General features: G+C 60.2%; 14 protein-coding genes. 5 read left to right on the top strand and 9 right to left on the bottom strand.

Annotated features, from left to right (window positions below):
• Positions 1–8: 8 nt before the first annotated feature.
• On the bottom strand, positions 9–635 hold the full coding sequence (locus tag KI235_RS30135; RefSeq protein ID WP_027912866.1) for a glutathione S-transferase: 627 nt from the start codon (positions 633–635) through the stop codon (positions 9–11).
• Positions 636–760: 125 nt separating this feature from the next.
• Positions 761–1,663 (bottom strand): LysR family transcriptional regulator, encoded by a 903-nt coding sequence (locus KI235_RS30140; protein WP_003207055.1) that lies wholly within the window; start codon positions 1,661–1,663, stop codon positions 761–763.
• A gap of 266 nt (positions 1,664–1,929) precedes the next feature.
• Between KI235_RS30140 and KI235_RS30145 the strand changes: the two genes are divergently transcribed.
• Positions 1,930–4,143 (top strand): LTA synthase family protein, encoded by a 2,214-nt coding sequence (locus KI235_RS30145; protein ID WP_027912868.1) that lies wholly within the window; start codon positions 1,930–1,932, stop codon positions 4,141–4,143.
• A 61-nt stretch (positions 4,144–4,204) separates the two neighbouring features.
• Here the strand turns inward: KI235_RS30145 and KI235_RS30150 are convergent, their stop codons facing one another.
• Complete coding sequence (locus tag KI235_RS30150) at positions 4,205–5,194, bottom strand: aspartate-semialdehyde dehydrogenase (protein WP_212795412.1); 990 nt, start codon at positions 5,192–5,194, stop codon at positions 4,205–4,207.
• Positions 5,195–5,325: 131 nt separating this feature from the next.
• Between KI235_RS30150 and ftrA the strand changes: the two genes are divergently transcribed.
• On the top strand, positions 5,326–6,312 hold the full coding sequence (gene ftrA / locus KI235_RS30155; RefSeq protein ID WP_212795413.1) for a transcriptional regulator FtrA: 987 nt from the start codon (positions 5,326–5,328) through the stop codon (positions 6,310–6,312).
• Here ftrA and nudK read toward each other — a convergent pair.
• Complete coding sequence (nudK, locus tag KI235_RS30160) at positions 6,309–6,905, bottom strand: GDP-mannose pyrophosphatase NudK (RefSeq protein ID WP_003207065.1); 597 nt, start codon at positions 6,903–6,905, stop codon at positions 6,309–6,311. The genes ftrA and nudK overlap by 4 nt on opposite strands.
• A 192-nt stretch (positions 6,906–7,097) precedes the next feature.
• Between nudK and KI235_RS30165 the strand changes: the two genes are divergently transcribed.
• Positions 7,098–8,987 (top strand): methyl-accepting chemotaxis protein, encoded by a 1,890-nt coding sequence (locus KI235_RS30165; RefSeq protein ID WP_039013316.1) that lies wholly within the window; start codon positions 7,098–7,100, stop codon positions 8,985–8,987.
• Positions 8,988–8,990: 3 nt separating this feature from the next.
• On the opposite strand, the gene nadE is transcribed toward KI235_RS30165, so the two are convergent.
• From nadE to KI235_RS30180, 3 genes are read right to left on the bottom strand one after another with little or no spacing between them, the layout of a single operon-like run.
• Positions 8,991–9,830 (bottom strand): ammonia-dependent NAD(+) synthetase, encoded by an 840-nt coding sequence (gene nadE / locus KI235_RS30170; RefSeq protein ID WP_039013318.1) that lies wholly within the window; start codon positions 9,828–9,830, stop codon positions 8,991–8,993.
• A gap of 1 nt (position 9,831) precedes the next feature.
• Entirely contained in the window at positions 9,832–11,061 is a 1,230-nt protein-coding gene (gene pncB, locus KI235_RS30175) for a nicotinate phosphoribosyltransferase (protein WP_003207071.1), read from the bottom strand.
• 9 nt (positions 11,062–11,070) lie between these two features.
• Positions 11,071–11,718 carry a nicotinamidase gene (locus KI235_RS30180; RefSeq protein WP_212795414.1) on the bottom strand — a complete coding sequence of 216 codons (648 nt, stop codon included), beginning with the start codon at positions 11,716–11,718 and terminating at the stop codon, positions 11,071–11,073.
• Positions 11,719–11,900: 182 nt separating this feature from the next.
• Between KI235_RS30180 and KI235_RS30185 the strand changes: the two genes are divergently transcribed.
• Together KI235_RS30185 and KI235_RS30190 are read left to right on the top strand one after the other, a co-directional pair.
• Entirely contained in the window at positions 11,901–12,458 is a 558-nt protein-coding gene (locus KI235_RS30185; RefSeq protein WP_003207075.1) for an adenylyltransferase/cytidyltransferase family protein, read from the top strand.
• A complete protein-coding gene (locus KI235_RS30190; RefSeq protein ID WP_003207077.1) occupies positions 12,448–13,155 on the top strand; it encodes an NUDIX hydrolase in 708 nt (235 codons plus the stop codon). The genes KI235_RS30185 and KI235_RS30190 overlap by 11 nt, the downstream gene beginning before the upstream one ends.
• 3 nt (positions 13,156–13,158) lie before the next feature.
• Here KI235_RS30190 and KI235_RS30195 read toward each other — a convergent pair whose 3' ends face one another.
• Together KI235_RS30195 and KI235_RS30200 are read right to left on the bottom strand one after the other, a co-directional pair.
• Positions 13,159–14,415 (bottom strand): HipA domain-containing protein, encoded by a 1,257-nt coding sequence (locus tag KI235_RS30195; protein ID WP_038855946.1) that lies wholly within the window; start codon positions 14,413–14,415, stop codon positions 13,159–13,161.
• Positions 14,408–14,866, bottom strand: a complete 459-nt coding sequence (locus KI235_RS30200) for a helix-turn-helix transcriptional regulator (protein ID WP_013694633.1) — start codon at positions 14,864–14,866, stop codon at positions 14,408–14,410. Before KI235_RS30200 ends, KI235_RS30195 begins: the two co-directional genes overlap by 8 nt.
• Positions 14,867–15,040: the final 174 nt, after the last annotated feature.

Genomic DNA, 15,040 nt, shown 5'->3' on the forward strand with positions numbered 1-15,040 from the left:
GTTCCGTTTCAGGCGTGCTTTTGCAACCCGACAACCGTACGCGGCATGCCCACGAACCCGGGCAAGGCTTCGATCCGCGCCAGCCAGGCCCGCACATTGGCATAGTCCTCCAGCGATACATTGCCTTCCGGTGCGTGGGCGATGTAGCTGTAGCCGGCGATGTCCGCGACAGTCGCAGCGTCACCCGCCAGATAAGCACGGTTGCTCAATTCTTGATCAATGACTTTCAGCACGTTGTGGGAACGGGCAATCACGTCCTCAGCGTTGTAGGCCGCGCCAAACACCGTGATCAGTCGCGCCGTGGCCGGGCCCGCATGGATCGGCCCAGCCGCCACCGACAACCAGCGTTGCACCCGGGCGGCGCCAACAGGATCGGTCGGCAGCCAGCGGCCCTTGCCATATTTGTGCGCCAGGTACACCAGGATCGCGTTGGAGTCCGCCAGCACCACACCATCGTCGTCAATGACCGGTACCTGGCCAAACGCATTGAGCGCCAGGAAGTCCGCCTGTTTGTGCGCGCCCTTGGCCAAGTCGACGAAGACCTCTTCGACAGGCAGCCCGAGCAACGAAAGCATCAGTTGAACGCGATGGGAATGGCCGGAAAGCGGGAAGTGATAGTGCTTGATAGGGTTCATGGTCGACTCCGCTGCAAGTGACGCCATCAGCACAACGGCGTCGATGGGGTCATCTTCCGCTCCAGGCAAAACCAAGAGAATCACCCAGAAATGCAATCCATTGTTTCAGCCAGCGAAACAATGCTTCAACCGCTCAAGGCCGGATGTTCGCGCAGTGCACCGACGACGAAATCGACAAAACTGCGGACCCGCGTCGGCGCATTGCGCCCGCCCTGGTACACCACATGGATCGGCAGAGGCGGCAATTCAAAATCGGCCAGGACGATTTCCAGTTCCCCGGCCGCCACGTTACCTGCCACTTGGTAAGACAGGACCCGCGTCATCCCCAACCCCTGGCAGGCCGCCGTGATCGCCGCCTGGTTGGCCGTCACCACCAGCCGAGGCACGGGCCGGACGGCCAACGGTTGGCCTGAATCGATGAAGGTCCAGCTTTTGACCTGGCCAATGGCCGATGACGCCACCACGGGCATTCGCTCCAAGTCCTCCGGATGCCGGGGCCGCCCGTGGCGCGCGAAGAAATCCGGGGCACCGCACACCACCCGCCGCACTTCACCGACACGCACGGCGTGCAAGTTGCTGTCCGGCAGCTCGCCAATGCGCAGGGCAACGTCGATGCCCTCCTCCACCAGGCTGACCGTGCGATCCAACAACAAGGCGTTGATGCTGACCTCGGGGAACCGGTGCAAGTAATCCACCAGCAGCGGCGTGACGAACAACTGACCGAACAACACCGGCGCGGTAATGGTCAACTGCCCACGGGGCTGGACGTGGCTGCCGGCCGCCGAATCCTCGGCTTCCTGCAAATCGCTCAGGATCCGGCGACAGTCCTCGAGAAAGCGCTGGCCGGCTTCGCTCAAGTACACGTTGCGGGTGGTGCGCACCAGCAATGGCGTGCCGATGCGTTGCTCCAACGCCGCCACCGCCCGCGTGACGCTGGCCGCCGACAACCCCAGGCGCCGCGCTGCCGCCGAAAACCCCGACGCCTGGGCCACGGCGAGGAAAACCTGCATTTCCTGGAACCTGTCCATCCATCCCCCGATGAGAAATCCTGATACAAGTTTTCTGCGCGTCTCAAAGCAGCGCTTCGCGGCCATTGTAGGGCCTGGGCCAGTGAACCACAGCGTAGCGCAGCCAGACACCGGGACATTGCCTCGGCCAGGGGCGATTGCCCTTGGTACCATCCCTCCTCATGACAATTTCATGACCGAAGGAACAACCCTCCGTGGGAGCAAGCTCGCTCCCACAGGGGTCGTGTCCGTTCAGTAGATTGGTTTCAACCGAAAGGCCTGCTTTTGTGAACGTTCTTTATCGCGCTTCAACCCATCCGCGCGCCGCCCTCATCGCCCTGATTGGCTGCGCACTACTCGTCCCCATGGGCCTGCGTCTCGCCCTGGGCTGGTCCGACCCGCTGGGTTATCTCTCGGACCTGGGTATCGGCGGGTTGCTGATCGTGCTGCTCCATCGCCGTCCCGGGTGGCTGGCGTTCCCGGTATTGCTGGCCTGGAGCGCGTTGACGCTGGCCAGCATCGAGCTGGTCAGCGCGGTCGGGCGGATGCCCAATCCTTCGGACATTCTTTATCTGACCGACCCACAGTTCGTTGAAAATTCCACCAGCGGCGGCTTCGCCCATCCCTGGCTGGCCGCGATCCAGTTGTCCGCGCTGGCGTTCTGGCTGATGACTCAATGGACCAGCCGCCCACGCCAGGCGCCACGTTTGCCTCGCCACGCCTGGGCCGTGCCCGTGTTGCTTCTGTTGGGCCACGGCGCGCTGCAAGCCTGGCGCCCCAGCGAGGCGGACCAATGGAGCGTGTTCAACCTGCCTCACCAACTCGTCACCGCAGGTATCGCCGCCGGGCAGGACCAGGCCCGACAATGGCTCGACGGCGATGCGGTGGACCCGGCCCCGCCGATGGAGGGGCTGACCCGCCTGGACCTCGATGGCAACAGATTGCTGGCCGAACCGGGGCGTGCGCGCAACGTCCTGGTCATCGCCCTGGAGGGCATTCCCGGGGCCTACGTGGGCGCCAACCGTCAGGCCTTGAAAAGCAGCTATCAGGAGAACCTGATGCCGCACCTCAGTGCCTGGGCCGAGCGCGGCATGAACACACCCGATTACGTCCTGCACAGCCACCAGACCATTCGCGGCCTCTACGCGATGCTGTGTGGCGACTACGACAAGCTCGACAACGGCACGCCCAAAGGCGTCGAAATGCTCAACCAGACCCAGCGCAACCAGGCCTGCCTGCCGGCCCAGTTGCGCCAGAACGGCTTTTCCACGCATTTCCTGCAGGGCGCGGGCCTGCGGTTCATGGCCAAGGACCGGATCATGCCGCACATCGGCTTCGACACAACCTTGGGCATGGAGTGGTTCACCCAACCGGCCTATCTGCAATTCCCTTGGGGCATGGACGACAAGACCTTCTTCGAGGGCGCGCTGGACTACGTCGGGCAACTGCAACAAGCGGACAAACCCTGGATGCTGACCCTGCTGACCGTGGGCACGCACCAACCCTACTCGGCACCGGATGACTACCTGCAACGCTACGACACCGCCAAGCAGGCGGCAGTAGGTTACCTGGACGACGCCCTGGAAAACTTCCTGGCGGGCCTGGAACGCCAGGGCATCCTGGACAACACCCTGGTGGTCATCACCTCGGACGAATCCCATGGCATCGACGACGTTCGGCTGGCCTCGTCCTGGGGGTTCAACCTGACGCTGGCGCCGGAGCCGTTGCCCAGGATCAAGTCCGGCACCTACGGCCACGTCGACCTGACCGCCTCGATCCTCGACTACTTCGGCTTTGCGGTGCCCACGTCGTTGTCCGGCCGCTCGATGTTCCGGGACTACCCGACGGGCCGGGAAATCATGTCGTTCACCAACGGTAAGCTGCGCTATCACAACGGCAAGGGCACCTTTACCGAGTGCGACTTCCTCCAGCATTGCCGTGACTACGCCAGCGACGGCTTCATCGCCGACCGCGCTACCTACGGCGGGCAATACAGCGGCCAGCGCGCCAGGCTGATCGGCGTCCGGGCCACGGCCCTGGACCAGACCCTGTTGCGCACGCCCTTGAACCAGCATTATCAATTCGGCAGTGCGGATAAGATCCCGCTGCCGGCCCAGGTCACCAACGACTGGACCGACAACCTGATCGGTGCCCAATACCTGGAAATGCCCAAGGGTTCACAGACCCGCGTCAGCCTGACCATCCGCGCCGTGGAGGCAGACCATGCCGCCTACATTTCCCTCAAGGCCAAGGAGTTCGAGCAGGATGTGTCGATGGACCTGCCGACAGACGTGGCGGTGACACCTGACCAGCCGCTGGTGATGAACCTCCGTTTCGACAATCCGCAGCAGCGCAAGGCGTTTTCCTTCCATCTGCTCGGTCATGGCGTCGGCGCCATCGAGATCAGCGACTTCAGCGTCGTGACCGAACTGCCGGACCAGACCGACCAGCCGCAATACCTGGACGATATGCAGGAAGACAGCGAGGCCCAATCCAGCTGAACGAAAAACGCGCACCCCTTGAACACGGCGGCGCGTTTCTATTGTTCGGGGCCGGACTTGATCAATGCTTGATCAATTGCATGATTTCGAACGCGTTCAATGCCGCCCCCCGCAGTAACTGGTCACCGCTGATGAACAGGTCCAGCCCATGCTCGCCATAGATCAGGTTGTAGCGAATCCGCCCGACTTCCACCGCATGCTTGTAGGTGGAAGTCATGGGCATCGGATAGGCGCCATACTCCGGCTCATCCACCACTTCAACCCCCGGCGCCGCGCGCAACAACTCATGCACCTGCGCCAATGACTGGACAGGCTCTTTGAACCGTAGGCTCAGGCTCTCGGCATGGGAGCGCAGGGTCGGCACCCGCACCGCCGTGGTGCTGATAGCCAACGCCGGCTCATCCAGGACCTTGCGCAGCTCCCAGACCACTTTCATTTCTTCACGGGTGTAACCATTGGCTTCGAACGAATCGACCTGGGGAATCACGTTGAAGGCCAGGTTATGGGCGAAGTGCTCGCTGTCATCGCGGTCGCCATAATCGCTGAAGGACTTGGCCTTCTCCCGCAGCTCCAGCATCGCTGGCTGCCCTGCACCACTGGCGGCCTGGTAAGTGGAAATGATCGCGCTCTCCAACCCGAAGGCCTGATGCAGCGGCCCCAGCACCATCAGCGCAATAGCCGAGGAACAATTGGGGTTGGCGATCAGTTTTTCGCCCTTGTAGCGCTGACCGTTGATGGGCGGCACCAGGAGCGGAATCGCCGGGTCGTAACGGAAGGCCGAGGAGTTATCAATGACGTAGGCGTTCTCAGCCAGACGCTCGCCATACTCCAAGGCGAAAGCCCCAGACACACACAGGAAGACGATATCGCACTCGGCACAACCCTCGACCGAAAAGACTTCGACCAGGTGCTCGCCCTTCCCCACCTTCAAGCGCTTGCCCGCCGAACGGCCAGAGGCCATGCACACCACTTCATAATCGGTATTTTCAAGCAATTGCAGCATGGTCATGCCCACTGCACCGGTGCAGCCCACCACGGCGACTTTCTTCATTTCGCGTCCCTTATCCACCTTTGCAAAGGCTCAACCGTCTTGGTTTTCCCGATTACCTGCGATCGATTGTAGGGACACGGGCACGTCCGCTACAGTGCAGCGCAAGACAATAAACGGTGGATTTACGCCAAATGCATGCGCATCCCGGAACCGTGGCAATCCTCGTTTATGAAGGCCTTTGCGTGTTCGAGTTTGGTATCGCCCTGGAGATCTTCGGCCTGCCTCGCCCTGAGCTGGATGTACCGTGGTATGGCCATCAAATCGTCGCCGTCGACGCTGGACCGATGCATGCGCTGGGAGGCCTTCGGATAGCCGTCGACGCGGGCCTCGAAGCACTGGTTACCGCGCGAACCATCATCATCCCCGGCTGGCGCAGTCACCACGAACCGCCTCCTGAAGCGTTATTACAAGCACTGCGCCGCGCCCATGCCCGCGGTGCACGCCTGCTGTCGATCTGCTCGGGGGTGTTTGCCCTGGCTGCCACCGGGCTGCTCGACGGCAAGACCGCGACCACCCATTGGCAATTCTGCGCAGAATTGGCTGAGCGCTTCCCGCTGATCACGGTTGACCCGAATGTGCTGTATGTCGATTCCGGGCAATTGATCACCTCCGCCGGCAGCGCCGCCGGCATCGACGCCTGCCTGCACCTGATTGCCCGGGACTTCGGCACGCACATCGCCAACTCGGTGGCCCGTCGCCTGGTCATGGCGCCGCAACGGACCGGTGGCCAGGCCCAGTTCATCATCGCCCCCGTGAGCAAGTCACCACGCAACGAACTGACCCGCGTCCTGCAGTGGATGCGTGAAAACCTCGACCAGCCCCTAAGCGTCGGCGACATGGCCGCCCGCGTCGCCATGAGCGAGCGCACCTTCCTGCGCCGCTTCGTCGAAACCACCGGCCTGCCGCCCAAGACCTGGCTGCAACAGGAACGCTTGAACCGGGCACGGGCGCTGCTGGAAAGCACCGACCATAGCACGGCCGGCATCGCCCAGGCCTGCGGCTATCGGTCGGTGGAGAGTTTCCGGGCCGCGTTCAGGAACGCTATCGGTTTGCCGCCCTCCGCCTATCGCGAAAGATTCGGCAGCGGTGAGGGTCGCCCAGAGGAGGCCTGGGGCTAATCCAGCAGCCGATGCAGCTTGGCGTACTGCAACAGCATGATGGTCTTGCCGTCGCAAATCTCCCCGGTCTCGATCATGCCCAAGGCCTGGTCGAGGGGCAGCTCCAGCACTTCGATCTCTTCGCCCTCGGCTTCCAGGCCGCCGCCTGCGTGCTGCTTGTCTTCATCGAAATACTCGCCGACGAAAAAATGCACCCGTTCAGTCACCGAACCCGGGCTCATGAAGGCGTCGAACACCTTGCGCACGTCCTGGATGATATAGCCGGTTTCTTCCTGGGTTTCCTTGCGGATGCAGGTGTGCGGGTCGTCGTTATCCAGCAGGCCAGCGCAGGTTTCTATCAACAGGTCGTCGTGCCCGTTGACGAAGGCCGGGAAGCGGAATTGCCGGGTCAACACCACGGTCTGCTTGGCCTTGCTGTACAGCAGGATGGTGGCGCCGTTGCCCCGGTCGTAGGTCTCGCGCGTCAGCTCGCGCCATTGGCCGTTGCGGCCGAGGTAGTCGTAGGTGGTCTTGCGCAGCACGTACCAATTATCCGAGAGGACTTCGACGTGCTTGATTCGTACGCGATCCTTGATGCCGATTGCCTGTGTCATTTGCCCACTCCGTTCGGGACCCGAGGTCCCCTTTGAAAACTCCATTCGCACCTCTTTCATGCCCACAAGAAAACTCACGATGGCCCATCGTTTTTTCTAGTTCGACAAAATCCGCCCGCTCATTAAATCTTCGACCAGCCCTGAGCCTGCGGGGATTCGATCAATAAAAAAGAAACCAGACGAGAATTCCTCATGGGCATCAATCTGAAATTCGGCCACAAGATTCTTCTGGGGGCCTGCGTCATCGTGATGGCGGTATTCCTGTCTTTCTCGTTGTTCAACGACCATCGCCAGCAAGCCAGCACCCGCGAAGCACTGCACCGCAACCTACAGGCCACCGGCCAGTTGCTGGGCGCGAACCTCGACAGTTGGCTGGCAGGCCGGATCCTGTTGATCGAAGGTGCCGCCGAAACCATCGCCGCCAATCCCACCCCGCAGAACATCGGCGCAATTCTCTCCCAGGACATCATTGCAAAGACCTTCATCGCCAGCTACGTCGGCCTTGAAGACAGTCGTTTCTTTATCCATCCCGAACGGGTAATGCCCGACGGGTATGATGTTCGCCAGCGCGCCTGGTACAAAGACGCGGCTCGCAGCCTTGAACCGGTGCTGACCGAACCCTACATCGGTGCCGGTATTGATTATCTGATCATGACCCAAGCAGCGCCGATCAAGGTCAATGGCAAGGCCGTGGGTGTGCTGGGTGCGAGCCTGAGCCTGGAGCAACTCGCGAAAATCATCAATGCCGTGGACCTCAACGGCATAGGCTATGCCTTCCTGGTCAGCGACGACGGCAAGATCCTGGTGCACCCGGACAACACACGAGTGACCAAGACACTCACCCAAGCGTTCCCCGAAGGCCCGCCGAGCATCAACAGCGCCCTGAATGAAGTGCAGGAAAATGGCCGAACGCGGATCGTCACTTTTACCCCGATCAACGGCCTGCCCTCGCTGCACTGGTCCATCGGACTTTCAGTGGATAAAGACAAGGCCTACGCCGCACTCCACGAGTTTCGCACTTCGGCGCTGGTCGCCACATTGATCGCCATGCTGGTCACGGTCGGTTTGCTCGGTCTGTTGATCAATGCCCTGATGCGACCATTACGCCGCATGGGCTCGGCCATGCAATCCATAGCCGATGGCGAAGGCGACCTGACCCAGCGCCTGCACAGCCTGTCCCGGGACGAGTTCGGCATGATGGCCGGGGGCTTCAACCGCTTCGTCGAACGTATCCAGCAGTCGATCCGAGAAGTCCTGGCGTCCAGTGTCCAGCTCACCCAATTGGCGGCACAGGTCAGCCAGGCGTCAAACGCGTCACTGGAAAGCTCTGACACTCAAGCGGCGCTGACCCATAACGTCGCCGCGGCTATCAACGAGCTTGGGGCCGCAGCGCAGGAAATCGCCCGCAGCGCCGCTCATGCCTCAAGCCGCGCCTCTGATACCAGGGATCAGACCCAGGAAGGCCAGTCGGTGGTGCAGCGCAGTATCAGCGCCATGTCGCAACTCTCGTCGCAGGTGGTCAATACCCGCCAGGACATCGAAAGCCTGAATGAGAAAACGCTGAAGATCGGACGTATTCTCGACGTCATCAAAGGCATCTCCGACCAGACCAACTTGCTGGCCCTTAACGCTGCCATCGAGGCCGCCCGTGCCGGAGATGCCGGGCGCGGTTTTGCAGTGGTCTCAGACGAAGTGCGTACGCTCGCCCATCGCACCCAGCAGTCCGCCCAGGAAATCCACAGCATGATCGAGGAACTGCAAGCAGGTGCCGGTAGCGCCGTGAGCGCCATGCTCGAAAGCCAGCGTCACAGCGACGACAACGTCACTACCGCCAGGCTTGCGGGCGAGCGACTCAATCGCGTGCTGCTGGGCATCGGCGAGATCGATGAGATCAACCTGTCGGTAGCCACCGCCACCGAAGAACAAACCTCAGTGGTGGACAATCTGGATCGCGACATCAGCCACATCAATGACCTGAACCAGCAAATGGTCGGCAATTTGCAATCCACCTTGCAGGCCTGCACAGAACTGGAAAACCAGTCACGCCGCCTGCAACAAATGGTCAACACCTTCAAGATCTGAGGGTCATTCAGACCGGGTAGGCGGGACGCGGGGCAATGCTCGTTTGTGGGCCGTCTTGAGGTAGGCGCGTTCAATGATCTGTCGCGCCTGCGGCGACACCTCTTCGCCCATCAGATACCCATCGATTTCCTCGTAGCTGCAGCCATACGCCACCTCATCCAGCTTACCGGGTGCCAGGTCTTCCAAATCAGCGGTCGGCGCCTTGCACACCAGGTATGCGGGGGCGCCCATCGCATCGGCCAACAATCTCACCTGAGTCTTCGTCAACCCGGACAGCGGTGCCAGGTCGCACGCGCCGTCGCCAAACTTGGTAAAAAAACCCATCACCGCCTCCGCCCCATGATCGGTGCCCACCACCAACCCATTGCTCAGATTGGCAATGGCGTATTGCGCCAGCATCCGGGCCCGGGCCTTGGCGTTGCCTTTGGCAAAGTCGATGAGCTCGGCGCCAGGCTGCAAGCCATCGATGGCGATACTGCCCATCAGCCCGTCAACACCAGCGGCGATGTTGCTGGTGGTGATCAAGTCCGGCCGAATGAAGTCCAGGGACGCCTGGGCGTCTTGCTCATCGGCCTGAGCCTTGTAGGGCAACCGGACGGCGATAAAGCGCGCCTCGTAGTCTTCACCCCGCAGTTGCTCCACGGCCAACTGACACAGGCGGCCGGCGGTGAGAGAGTCGACACCGCCACTGATCCCCAGGACCAGGGACTTGCAGCCCGACTCGCGCAAGATCTGCTTGATGAATTCGATGCGGCGGGCAACCTCGGTTGCTTCGCCACCCCGTGTGAGTTGACGGTCGATGCCCAGTTCCCGGGCAATGCGTTCTTGCACAAGCGTAGTCATATCAGGCTCCCAACTGTGGATTGATCAGGGCAACGTTGAACACTTGGGCGGCGTACCGCAGAAACGAGGCATCCTCGCAGACGTTCTTGATCGGGTCGTCGGAGAACTTCACGACCGGCTCGCCGTGGACCCGCACCAGCTTCATGACGATGCTCAGCGGTTCAACCCCGTCGACATCGCAGGCCAGGCTGGTGCCCATGCCAAAACCGAATTTGGCCTTGCCGCGAATATGACGCAGGATCGGCAGGCACTTTTCGAAATTGAGGCCATCGGAGAACATCAGGTCCTTGGTGCGCGGGTCGATGCCCAGTTCCTGGTAACGCCCCAGCACCTTGTCAGCCCAGACGATAGGGTCACCGGAATCCTGGCGCAGGCCGTCATAGAGCTTGGCAAAGTACAGGTCGAAATCCTTGAGGAAGAAGTCGGTGCTGATGCAGTCCGTCAGGGCGATACCGAGGCGGCCACGATACTCGCGCACCCAGTTTTCCAACGCCGCGTTCTGGCTCTCGCGCAAGCGCCCGAGTTGTTGATGCACCATCAGCCATTGGTGAGCCATGGTGCCTATCAGGGGCAGATCGAACTCGTAAGCCAAGTGAGCGTTACTGGTGCCGACAAAGACCCCAGGAAAATCGCTGCGCATGATATTCACCACTTCACGCTGGGCCCTGAACGACAGCCGCCGCCGGGTGGAGAAGTCTGAAACGCGAAACTCGGCGAGTTCTTCACGGCTGGCGTTTTTCTCCAGCCATTCGAACTTCTGGTACAGCTTGCGGGTGACGTCGGCCAACTCGACCTCGGGGTATTTCTCGCGGTTGCGCAGTTCGCTGACCATCGCCAATACCGGCTGCTCGAACATGATGCAGTGCAACATCGGCCCACGGACGCGGATGTGCAGTTGGCCGTCGACTTCCGAAACGTGTATGTAGCGCAAATTGAAGCGAAACAGGCCGAGGAACTGCTCGAAGTCCGGTGTCAGGTACTCACGGAAACGCTTGTTGAACAGAAACCGCTGCTCCCCCTCGCGCAGCTGCAGCCCGGCGAGCCTCTCAAGCTCGACACGAATATCCGGGATCAGGTGACCGAGGCGCTCCTTGGAACGCACGATGAACTGGTATTCCACCTCGACATTCGGGTGCTGGTGCAAGACCGCCTGCATCATGGTGAAGGTGTAGTAGTCGGTATCCAGAAGACTCTGGATGGTGCCGCTGCTTGAATCGAATGCACTGTCCATGGCTCTTCCTTATGCGTTTGCCAGGCGGATGGTTTCTTCGCGCGTCGCGGCAACCGAGACGCCCGCTTGCCGCATGTTTTGAATGGCTTGAATAGCCCCCTCTTCACTGATGGCCCGACAGGCCGGGAGGTGAATGATCACCTTGAAGCCGGCGGCGGCCAGTTGCAAAACGGTGGTCTTGACGCAGAAATCCAGCGCCAGCCCGCCAACTATCACCTGCTCCACACCCAGGCCGTTCAGGTACTCGATCACCCCGGTGGACAGCTTGCCGTGCAGGTCGTGATAGCAGGCGCCGTAGGGGTGCAAATCCGGCTCGACGCCCTTCCAGACGAAATAGTCGTAGTCGTAGGGAGTCGGCAGTTGATCCAGCAAAGCGAAACCTTCGGTGCCGGGAACGCAGTGGCTGACCCAGGTGATATCGGCATGCTCGAGCCCGGTCGGCACGAACATCTGTGCGTGATCGGCGACCACCCACGGCGCCAGGGGCGAATGGGCGTCCTTGCTGCCGACGCGGAGGCTGGCCAGGGACGCGATGAAATTCAGCTCACCGGCAATCTGGTCGCCGCCCGGCACTGGAAGCTCATCGGGGCATAGCGGCGTGAAGCTCTTTTGCGCATCGACATCGAAGGAAGCTGTTTTCCGGGTCAGGCTGTTCATGCTGGGTTTCTCCTCTTCATGGCCATGAGAGTACATAAGGTGTACTTTCATAACAAGCCACTCGCAGAAAATATTTTTGATGAGTCTTCTTTAATTAATGGCTATGGTTCAGCACAAAGCAGGTTTTCACTAAAAAGATTTTGCTGATAGAGTACATGTCATGTACCAAAAGAGGATGTGCCATGTTCGAGATTGCCCTTTATGGCGGCGCCTTCAATCCCCCGCACGCCGGTCACGCCCAGGTGATGATCGAGGCCTCACGCCAGGCCAGACGCGTGCTGGTGGTCCCCAGCTTGCGGCATCCCTACGGCAAGCAAATGGTCGACTATGAGGTTCGCCTGAACTGGCTGGAATCGATCGTCGAGAACGTTCAGCCACTGTGCTGCGCCGAAGTGCGTGCAAGCCGGGTGGAACAGGTCGTGGCCCGTGGCGTTGAAGGCGCAATCTACAGCTACACCCTGCTCGCCCACCTCGCCGACAGCCTGGCCCTGGACGGCAAGCGGATTGCGTTGGTGGTGGGTCAGGATGTTGCGGATCGGCTGCCGACCTTCTACCGCGGCCAGGAATTGCTGGAGCGTTTTTCCATTCTTTGCGTGGAGGAAAGGATCCACGTGCGCAGCACGGTGGTTCGCGACCGACTGGCTTTGGGCAAACCGCTTCCCAGCGACTGGATGGCACCGGGCATGAACCCGTTAAACTATGGTCTTTACGCTCCCCACGGAAATCGACATGCCCACTAGCACAGCCCCCGCGCGCGGTTATCTGCACACCATCGACCTCTGTGTGCTGCGCTTCTGCCGGGAAACCCACGCACTGGAAATCCTCCTGAACCGACGGGAAGCCGAGCCGTTTGCCGGCCATTGGGCGCTGCCCGGGATCGTGGTCAATGGTGACGTCGAAGATCTCACGCTGAACGACGCCGTGGAGCGCCTGCGCAATTCAAACAAGGTCGGCATGCCGCTGGCCTGGATCGAACAGGTCGGCACCGTCGGCGACGCGTTCCGCGATCCGCGCTGCTGGTCGTCCTCGACGTTCTACCTGGCGATTGTCAGCGAGGCGGTCCAGCTCGCCGAACACCAGGGATTTTTCCCCCTCAAGGACGTCGCTGACGCCTCGATCAAACTTCCTTTCGACCACAACAGCCTGGTGGCTGCAGTCCAGGAGCGGTTGTTGTCCAAAGCCCTCTATAGCAGCCTGCCGCTGATGTTCCTGGGCCCGGAATTCAGCGCGCCGGAAGCGGTGGGCATTTTCTCCGTGGTGCTCGATCGCCCGGTACTCAAGACCAGCATGCGCCAGCGTTTGCTGAAGATGACCGAGGCGGGTTATTTGCAGGAAACCGGTCGCAAAAAAAGCGGTGACGGCGGCCGCCCGCAACGCACGGTGGAAAATCTCAAGCCGACCAGCGTTTATCTTTTTGATCGTTGTTTTCTGGAGTAGCGGTCAGCGGGCAAGCGCGAATGCTGGCGCTATGCGCTCCTGCTCATTGCTTGAGATTCCCAGATAGCGCGCGACTCTGGGCCATTTCCTGACGACGCCCTGAAACCTCTCGATGGTTTGTCTGGCATCGTCAGCAGACACTCGGAAGTAGCCTGCCACGCTCATTGCCAAATCAAGGTCCATGGCGTTATCTGCCTCTGAAACGTTGAGCCTCAAGCCAGTATCACCAGGGACAGGGTTCATGTCATACGCAGGTGAAAGACGCCAACCGCGTCCTGGCTCCAATAGGAAGCCATGGTTTCGTAGATGATCGTCAGTATTCGAAACCAGCATATTGAAGACAATTCTTCGCCAAAGCTCGGGAATATCTACGTCGGGAGCGGCACCCTCCCTCACCAATACCTCTGCAATCTCCAGATAACTCGCCCCCGTCTCATGCCCATCACCATCTTGATGGTCCGTCAGGGTCATCGCTGAAGCAAAATGAAATCGTCCACCCGTTGCTGTTCTGTCAAAGCGCTTAACCATGAAACAGTGGTAATCACTCGCGTATCGTTGCGCTCTCCCTTCGGCAACATTTAGTCCACAGCCTTGGGCCAATGTGTTGACGACCATCTCCCAGCCGCCCACGTCGTGGGTGTCTCTATTACTGGGGAATTTTCCTATCCAGAGAGCGTGATCGTCATCGACTACGCTTGCCTTGGGCCTCGCTCCGCCCAGAGAGCCACCTGGAGCAATGAGCATTCGAATCCAGTCCTGCCCCTGAGCCCCCCGATCCTCTCCGGCTTCAAATCGACGCGAAGCCTCTTCAAGCTCCCGCATGCGAGCCATAGGTGGGGCGGCCTGTTCCACATGGTCGTCAAGGAACGCTCCCTCTTCCTCCACTTTGAAACGCAACCCCCCTACCCGGTAAGCGTCGTGAACACCGATGAGGTAGTCCGAGTCAAATAGCCGTGCGTCCTGCGGTACGACTCCTGCTCTTTTATCCCGCTCCAGGCGACGATCCATCAGCAGTCGCCCCCATCGATCAGGTGAGGAGTCCGATACGCACCCAAAGCAATTTCTCGCTGGATATTGCCGTCCTTCGTAAGGCTGAATCCGAGGGTCGATCGCAATCTGAGTGTGAATGGTTTGAAGAACGGCCCGCGCGTATTCAAACTCCATACGCTCTGATCCTGCCAATCTGCGGGAATGAAGGGTCCCAAGCAGTACCGGTGCTGTTTCATTCCAGTCTGCGTAGACGAAAATCCTTTCAGGCATCGTCGTCCCCTAGAAGCTTCTTAGCCAGTTCAGAGCTTGTCTGGCTCCGACTGTCAGCGGCTGGTGATGTAGAACTATTTTCTTTTGCTGAGACGCTGACCAAGTTGTCCCAATGAAACTGAGGCAGCCGTACTTTTGGCTTGATGTGCTCGACTGCAGACCGCCCTTTCAGCTCAGCATCTTGCAGATCACGGCCTAGCTCATCCGTGCGTGCGAGCAATTCGAGATCCTTCTCCAACCCCAAGGCTACTAACACTGAAACGTAGGCTCCGATGGTCACAGCGGGGCTGCCACTTTCCAGCGCCCTCAACGTGGGGGCGCTCATGCCTGCCCGCGCCGCCATTTGCGCCGCAGTTATCTTACGGCGCTTACGAGCCAGCTCGATCCGTTCGCCAAACTGGCGCAGGAGCCGCTCGGCTGACGGCATGAGGGGTGCGGTTTTTTTAGGCATGGCCGTATTTTTTCAATTTCTGCAGGAATTTGAAAAAATACTAGCACAGCACATAGATTCCAGGCACTCGCTTCTAAGCGAGAAAAACATGAAAGTATTTTTTCATATTTCAGATAAAATTCGAAAAATACCTTCCAGTTCCACCTCTGGCTGCTCAATTAGCGCAGATGCTAA

Source organism: Pseudomonas sp. St386, assembly GCF_018325865.1.
In the GTDB taxonomy this organism is placed as follows: Bacteria; Pseudomonadota; Gammaproteobacteria; order Pseudomonadales; family Pseudomonadaceae; genus Aquipseudomonas; species Aquipseudomonas brassicacearum.